5 protein-coding genes and 1 pseudogene are annotated in these 6,684 nt (G+C 64.5%); 2 read left to right on the top strand and 4 right to left on the bottom strand.

Translation table 11 applies throughout. The annotated features are described in order from the left end of the window. Positions 1 to 145: 145 nt before the first annotated feature. The 3 genes and pseudogenes from RHBS_RS01880 to RHBS_RS01870 form a co-directional block, all read right to left on the bottom strand. The gene (locus tag RHBS_RS01880; RefSeq protein WP_128644709.1) at positions 146 to 1,111 is read right to left on the bottom strand and encodes an endonuclease/exonuclease/phosphatase family protein; all 966 of its coding nucleotides are present in this window, start codon (positions 1,109 to 1,111) and stop codon (positions 146 to 148) included. A 15-nt stretch (positions 1,112 to 1,126) separates the two neighbouring features. Further along, a pseudogene (locus RHBS_RS01875) lies at positions 1,127 to 2,255 on the bottom strand (lipase family protein). Between the two features lie 227 nt (positions 2,256 to 2,482). Further along, positions 2,483 to 3,721, bottom strand: coding sequence for an HNH endonuclease signature motif containing protein (locus RHBS_RS01870; protein WP_236745328.1), 1,239 nt, complete (start codon positions 3,719 to 3,721; stop codon positions 2,483 to 2,485). A 172-nt stretch (positions 3,722 to 3,893) separates the two neighbouring features. Here RHBS_RS01870 and RHBS_RS01865 point away from each other — a divergent pair, with 172 nt between their 5' ends. Continuing rightward, positions 3,894 to 5,138: a molybdopterin-dependent oxidoreductase gene (locus RHBS_RS01865; protein ID WP_121872802.1), complete on the top strand. Its 1,245-nt coding sequence runs from the start codon at positions 3,894 to 3,896 to the stop codon at positions 5,136 to 5,138. Positions 5,139 to 5,258: 120 nt separating this feature from the next. After that, positions 5,259 to 5,870, top strand: coding sequence for a hypothetical protein (locus tag RHBS_RS01860; protein WP_237668935.1), 612 nt, complete (start codon positions 5,259 to 5,261; stop codon positions 5,868 to 5,870). On the opposite strand, the gene RHBS_RS01855 is transcribed toward RHBS_RS01860, so the two are convergent. Next, a complete protein-coding gene (locus RHBS_RS01855; RefSeq protein WP_121871532.1) occupies positions 5,867 to 6,676 on the bottom strand; it encodes a class I SAM-dependent methyltransferase in 810 nt (269 codons plus the stop codon). The genes RHBS_RS01860 and RHBS_RS01855 overlap by 4 nt on opposite strands. Positions 6,677 to 6,684 lie beyond the last annotated feature (8 nt).

Here is a 6,684-nt window from a genome sequence, read left to right as displayed (position 1 = left end):
GGGGGACTTTGCAATCACGTACGTGGACGACTCGAGTCCTGGGTGGACAACCCTCAGCAGGTCGACCGGACACTCTCCGAGATAATCGGCGCTGCTACGACATTCGGGCAGTGGGCGCAGCGCAACGTCGATTTGTTCCGTTGATCTAGCGGGAGAACTCGATCTCCCCGATCAACCCGTGGTGGTCCGATCCGGGGAGATCGATTCGCTCCAGAGACCGAGCGTGGCCGGTGTTGGTGAGGATGTGGTCGATGCCGACGACTGCGGGTGTCCCTTTGTCCGTGGGATACGTGGGAATCAGTCCCTTCCCCAACTGCGCTGCGGCGTCGGAATATCCGGCATCGAGCAGGTTACGGAACTTCTTGTGCGAATACGTCGTGTTGAAGTCGCCGCTGACGATCACCGGCCCGCCGACCGACGCCGCCTCCAAATCGTTTCGGAGCGTGTCCAATTCGGCGGTCCAGATGTCGGCCGGGGTGATGTAGGCGGGACCGGGATGCACGGCCAGCAGCGTGACCGGTTCGGAACCGGGAATCTCTACCTCGGTGGCAAGATTCACCGGGCCGTATCCGTCGAGTTCACGGTTGCCCGAAATCGGGAGTCGGCTGTAGATTCCGGCTCCGCCGCCGCCGGTCACGTGCGGCTGCAGATAGCTGTAGGGGAAGAGTTCCTCCATGCCCGCGTCGCGGAGGCCGACCACCGACGCGTCGGTCAATTCCTGAATCGTGACGATATCGACGGCGCTGTCGCGAGCCTGACCGACCACGACAGTCGGATCGGCCAGCCCGATCATCAGATTCGCCTGCATCACGCGCAAACGCACGCCCTCCGACTCCTCGGGTGCCGCGTCCGCCACGTAGAGCGGTGCGTAGGCGAATGCGCCTGCAGCAAGCACCAGCGCGGACACTCCCGCCAGAACCCAGCGCCGACCGATCAACGCCACCAGGGCACCGACCACGACGGCGGCGAACATCAACGGAACGAACGACGCGAGCGCGATCAGGACATTGACCCCGGTGTCGGTGTAGTAGACGCCCAGAGCCACGAGCCCGGTGACGATGCCCAGAATGGCGATCGTGCCGGTGAGTATTCGTATCCAGGTTCGTTTCATCGGTCTTCAGGGTAGCTACGCCCGGATGCCGACGACCAACGCTGTGATGGTTGTCCAGGTCAGCGACAACAATCCGCGCACCGCCGAGAGCGAGAACGCTGTGGACCACACCGTTCGCGTCGACGGTTCTTCGACCGGCAGTCCGGCGAATCGATCGGCCAGCCAGTCCAATGTCAGCGGTGCACTGAGCGGGTGCAGCGACAGGTGTTCGCTCAGCCGATCCCGTAGATAGGTCACGTGGCTCCGGCCTCGATGTACCGATCCACCTGCCCGTCCACGTCGTCGACGGCGATGATCTGATCGTGCACCGACTGAACGACCAGCAGCGGTGCCGTCGGAGCCGTTTTTCCCGGCTGAATGTCCTGGAACACCTGCACGATCTCGGGCAGAGCCAGCAGATCGGCCAACGGAACGTCGATGTAGTGATCCAGATCGTGCCGCGCGAGGCGGGGGACAGCGCGGACGGTGGTCATCTTCTCGACGGAATCGAGAATGCGCATCCCGTCCTCGTTGACGTACTGGCGGATGACCCGGTCCAGCTCCGGATAGGTGCGCCGCAGACCCGCAACCACCAATGTCGCAGCGCCGAGTGGAACGTTGCGTTCAGCCTGGTGAACGCCGAGCCGGGATCTCCGACGGGGGAGCCGAGGGCGGCACCGACCACTTCGATCTCCGGTGCGTATTCCGGTGCCATCTCCGCCGCCCAGGACGTCGCGAGTCCGCCGCCCGAGTAGCCCCACAGCGCTACCGGCGTGCTCGAATGCAGGTCCAGCGGCTCGAACGACAACGCCGCGCGAACGGCGTCGAGCGTGCAGAACCCGGGTTCCTGCGGCGAACCCCAATGTCCGTCGGGACCCTCGTGATCGGGGATCGAGATGGTCCACCCACGGCGGAGGGCATGCAGGACAAGCAGGAACTCGAACTGCGGTACTGCACCGAACGCCCGCGAGCCACGCCGAAGCGCGTACGACGGGAAACACGAGGATGCGACGCCGTCGATCGCACACTGATATGACAGCAGTACCGGCTCGGCGTCCCGCGGGCGCAAGACCGTCGTGACGCTGGCCTGGGGAAAGCCACCGAGATCAGCGGTGCGGTAGAGCAGCTGCCACGCGTCGACTCGCTGGCGCACACGACCGAACATCGCGACCTCGACCGGCCGCACTCTGAGAATCGTCCCGGGTAGCGCTGCTTCGTACCCCTCGGGCGCGGCGTAGAAGGAGTCGTCCTCGGGCCTGGTCGCGTCGCTCCGGCTCGGTGCTCGTTCCACCGGCAGGGTGCTTCGTCCCCCAATGATCTGTCGACGCTCATGTCCCACCGCTTCTTGTCCGAGTCTCGTCGTCACACTAACTTGCCCGCGACGAGCCCATTTCATGCAGCCTGCTGCCAATTGGTGATCAGGACATCGGTCGCATAGCTGAGGTCGAGGCCTTCACCACCCCAGTTCGGGACGATGGCGTCGGGTGCGATCCCGTCGTATCGTCGCCTGATCTCGTCTGCGTCTCCCGACACTGCGGGAGCATGGATGATCTCGGTTCCCGATGGATGGTGAAACGAGAAGCGTTGGTATCCAAGGGCTTCGATGAAGAAGTAGCCGTCGTGCAACGCTCGATGGTGTTCGCCGCAGAGCAGGACCAGGTTGTCCAGTGACGTCGCCCCGCCCCGTGAGCGGTAGGTGACGTGGTGCGCATGCAGAAATCGGGTGCGCCCGCACCCGGGCACCGTGCAGCATCGATCCCGAATGATCAACTGACGCATCTGGGTTCGGCTCGGGGCTTTCGCAGTTGGACTCCACCGCACGGTCTTACCCAGCCGGCCGTGGCCGACAGTCCGCATGACCGCAGAGCACAGCACCTGAGCGAGAGTCTCGTCGTCGAGGCCGGGCCCGTCGTCGAAATGAGCATGATCGCATCCGGCTTCGGTGCTGTTGCCGAGATGGACCAGCACTTCCGCGGCCGGTGAGACGACCGGTGAATCGACGGCAGCGCACACCATCTCGGCCATCGCGATGATCGCCGGCACCGGGTTGGGCGGGGCCGGGGCGGCCCGGTCACCCTCGGATTCGCCCTCGACTCGGGTCCGCTCGTACTCCGCCCTCGTCAATGCAGCGAGAAACCGCTTGCCGTCCTCGGGCCGAAAGCGTGCCGTCAGCACGAGCGAGCCGTCGTTCTCGTCCCAGCGCCACCGCCCCGTGCACGGATCGACGTCGACGCCGTTACCCCTGGTCGGACGCATCGCCTTCTTCAGACCACGGCAGAGACGTTCGATGTGCGCAGCGGGTGCATCGAGCGCCTTTTGCAGCAGCGACGCCTCGTTCTCGGCCGTGACCACCCGAGTCATGGCACGCACCTTCGAGTACGAGATAGTGCCGCTCAGGTACGCCGAGGTGATCAGCGGCAGCTCTCTCATCGCTTTGGCCACCCGCACCTGCTCACGAGCGGTGTGCAGATCGACTCCCGCACGCCAGGACAACCAGTGCGCACAGGACCGCACTTCCCAGGCCGCCCATCCGCGTCGAGCATCGAACTCACCCACCAGAATCAGATACTGCGCCGACGCCGCAGCGATCTGACCGGCCAGAGCACAGATTTCGGTCTCGATATCTTTCATGTCCATCATGAACGCCCCCATTCATCGAATACATGTTCGATAAATGTACGACGAGGCACCGACAGGAACGTCCCCACGATGCCAGACGCGTCCCCGCGGGGACGTTTTCCACGAGGCGATACGTCGGGCAGGAGAGTCGGCCGAGACACATCCGGCACTGACTGGGCAGCGAATGCCCTACATGGCCGACGCACCCAACCCTCTGGCGCGCTCTCGCAGTCCGCTGCGAAGCACATGGTTGACGTCGCTGTTCGGCGCGGTTCTGCTCGTTGCGCTGCCGATCATCACGGTGACGGGTTTGCTCTCGTACAGCGCCTACGGACCGCAGTTCGGCCAGGCCCGGCCCGGTGCCGTGGGGTGGTTGCGGTTGCCGTACTTCGACTGGCCCACCAACCCCGCCTGGCTGTTCCAGCTCACACAGGGCCTGCACGTCGGGCTCGGCCTGATCATCGTGCCGCTCGTCATCGCCAAACTGTGGTCGGTGATGCCCAAGCTCGTCGAACTACCACCGGTGCGATCGCCGGCGCATGCGCTCGAACGGTTGTCGCTGTTGGCGCTGGTCGGTGGCTTGCTGTTCGAGATCGTCACCGGTGTTCTCAACATCCAGTACGACTACGTGTTCGGTTTCGACTTCTACGCCGCCCACTACTTCGGTGCCTGGGTGTTCATCTCCGGATTCCTCGTACACCTCGGGCTCAAGGTCCCGCTGATGTGGCGAACCCTGAGGTCGGAGTCGTTGATGGACGTGTTGCGCGCCAGGAACGAAGCTCCGGACAAGCAGAACGACGACAACCCTCCGGCGACCATGACTCGACGCGGTGCCATCGGATTGGTCGCTGCCGGAATGGGTTTCGTTGCCGTGTTGACGGTCGGACAGACGCTCGGCGGAGTGATGCGCAAGGCCGCGATTCTGCTGCCCCGCGGACGCTCGTACGGTGACGGCCCCAACGACTTCCAGATCAACCGAACGGCCGAAGCTGCGGGGATCACCGAGGCGCAGACCGGGGCCGACTGGCAACTGACGATCAGCAGCGCAGCCGAGGACGCCGTTCCGATCGTGTTGTCCCGAGGCAGGCTGCTGTCGATGTCGCAGCGCACTGCCGAACTTCCGATCGCGTGCGTCGAAGGATGGTCCACCACGCAGACGTGGACCGGTGTCCAGTTGGCCGAACTAGCCGCGCTGGCAGGCGTGCCCGCACCGCGTTCGGCCGAGGTGAGCTCGCTGGAGCAGAACGGAGCCTTCACCCGTGCGGTACTGCAGGGAAATCAAGCGGCGCATCCGAATTCGTTGCTGGCCTTGAAAGTCAACGGTGTCGACCTCTCGCTCGATCACGGATTTCCCGCGCGCGTGATCGTCCCCGCACTTCCTGGCGTCCACAACACCAAATGGGTTGCTCGCATCGTGTTCCGTTCGTGACTTCCGGCTGTGCACTTTTCAAAGCCCCTTGAATGGTAAAGAATCTTTCTTCGGTGGCCCGCGGGGCCGCCGACGAGGGTGTGCTCCCTCGCCTGGATGATTTCCGAAGGTCATGCCACGATGCTTGCTTTGTCCAGAGGCCTGCTCGCCGCAAGCGCAGCTCTCACGCTGCTGTTCGCTGCAGGCTGTTCGTCGTCCGAAGCCGGCAACGCCGTCGCCGCAGACACCACCACCGCCTCCTCGATCTCCGCCGCTCCCAGCACCACCGACGACGTCTCGGGCCAAGAGGGAATCGACGCCGGTGGTTCCACCGACATCGATGTCGAGATCGGTCAATGCGTTCGGCTCGGCGGGACGATGACGGCCGCCACCATCGAGAACGCCGAATGCGGCAGCATGGAATCGAACTACAAGGTCATCGCCAAGGCCGAGCAGAACGAGCAGAACGAGCAGTGCCCCACCGACGTGAATCAGACCTACTACGAAACGCTCGACGGTGTCGAGCAGGGCGCATTGTGCCTCGACGTCGACTGGGTTGTCGACGGCTGCATGAGCGTACCCACCGTGGGCATGGACGAGCCCGCACGAGTCGACTGTAGCGACCCCAGTGCGACCGACGTCGAACAGGTCACCGAGATCAAGACCGGTACCGCCGATCCCAACGAATGCCCCCAGGGCGGATTCGCTTACGACGCCAGGCAATTCGTCGTCTGCACCACGACGATCTCCTAGTCGAGCCGCGCCGTCACCATCTGCGTGACGTAGCGGTAATCCACATAGCTGTGGCGGGCGATGGCCGCGTGCACTGCGCCCAGGACCTCGCCGCGGCGCCCGTCGTCCAGGGCGAGATGGCTCGAGTACGTGGCGGCCATGGCGCAGAACTCGCCTGCGGAGTAGCGCTGGACCCACTTGTACGTCGAGGTCGTCCACGGACCGAAGCCTTCAGCGCGGGGCACGTTCGACTCCGGTTGCGCACCGAGAGAACACACCAACAGGTGTGCCGCTTCGGGCTCGGTTGCGTCGTAGGCCGCCCTGACCGCTTCCCATGCCGGGCCCTCGAGGTCGCCCGGCATGTTCCACCACAACCGAAGGGCACCGCCGGGGACCAACGCGCGGGCCGCCACTGCAGCTCCTTGCTCGTGGTTCACCCAATGCCAGGATTGGGCGGCAACGACTAGATCGAACGCCGCCGCCGGGGCTGCACAATCCTCGAACCGCGACACCTGCACTTCGACGTCGAGGTTCTCGGTGCGCCGCCGAACCAGCTCTGCCATAGCCGAATCCGGTTCCACCGCAACAACGGACGCGCCGAGTTCAGCCAACGCAACAGTGGCTTTGCCGGTACCTGCCCCCGCCTCGAGCACTCGCAGCCCGTCGCCTACAGCGATGTCCGCGTACAGCTCGGCCGGGTAGCCGGGACGGGCCCGGTCGTAGTTCTCGGCAACCTTGCCGAAGCTCAATGCACGCGATGACTGCTGTCCGTCGGTCACCGCATCGACGGTACCGAGCGTCGACTTGCCAGGAACCGTGCGTTTCATAAAGAGTG

The sequence above is a fragment of the Rhodococcus sp. BS-15 genome, assembly GCF_000813105.1.
GTDB lineage: Bacteria > Actinomycetota > Actinomycetes > Mycobacteriales > Mycobacteriaceae > Rhodococcoides.
Note: the sequence above shows the minus strand (reverse complement) of the source record. Positions and strands in the feature narration are given on the sequence as shown.

What these genes read in the sequence shown, in the direction of transcription:
- RHBS_RS01855 (WP_121871532.1), bottom strand. Translation starts at nt 6,676, where the DNA reads ATGAAACGCACGGTTCCTGGCAAGTCGACGCTCGGTACCGTCGATGCG.
- RHBS_RS01870 (WP_236745328.1), bottom strand. Translation starts at nt 3,721, where the DNA reads ATGAAAGATATCGAGACCGAAATCTGTGCTCTGGCCGGTCAGATCGCT.
- RHBS_RS01860 (WP_237668935.1), top strand. Translation starts at nt 5,259, where the DNA reads ATGCTTGCTTTGTCCAGAGGCCTGCTCGCCGCAAGCGCAGCTCTCACG.
- RHBS_RS01880 (WP_128644709.1), bottom strand. Translation starts at nt 1,111, where the DNA reads ATGAAACGAACCTGGATACGAATACTCACCGGCACGATCGCCATTCTG.
- RHBS_RS01865 (WP_121872802.1), top strand. Translation starts at nt 3,894, where the DNA reads ATGCCCTACATGGCCGACGCACCCAACCCTCTGGCGCGCTCTCGCAGT.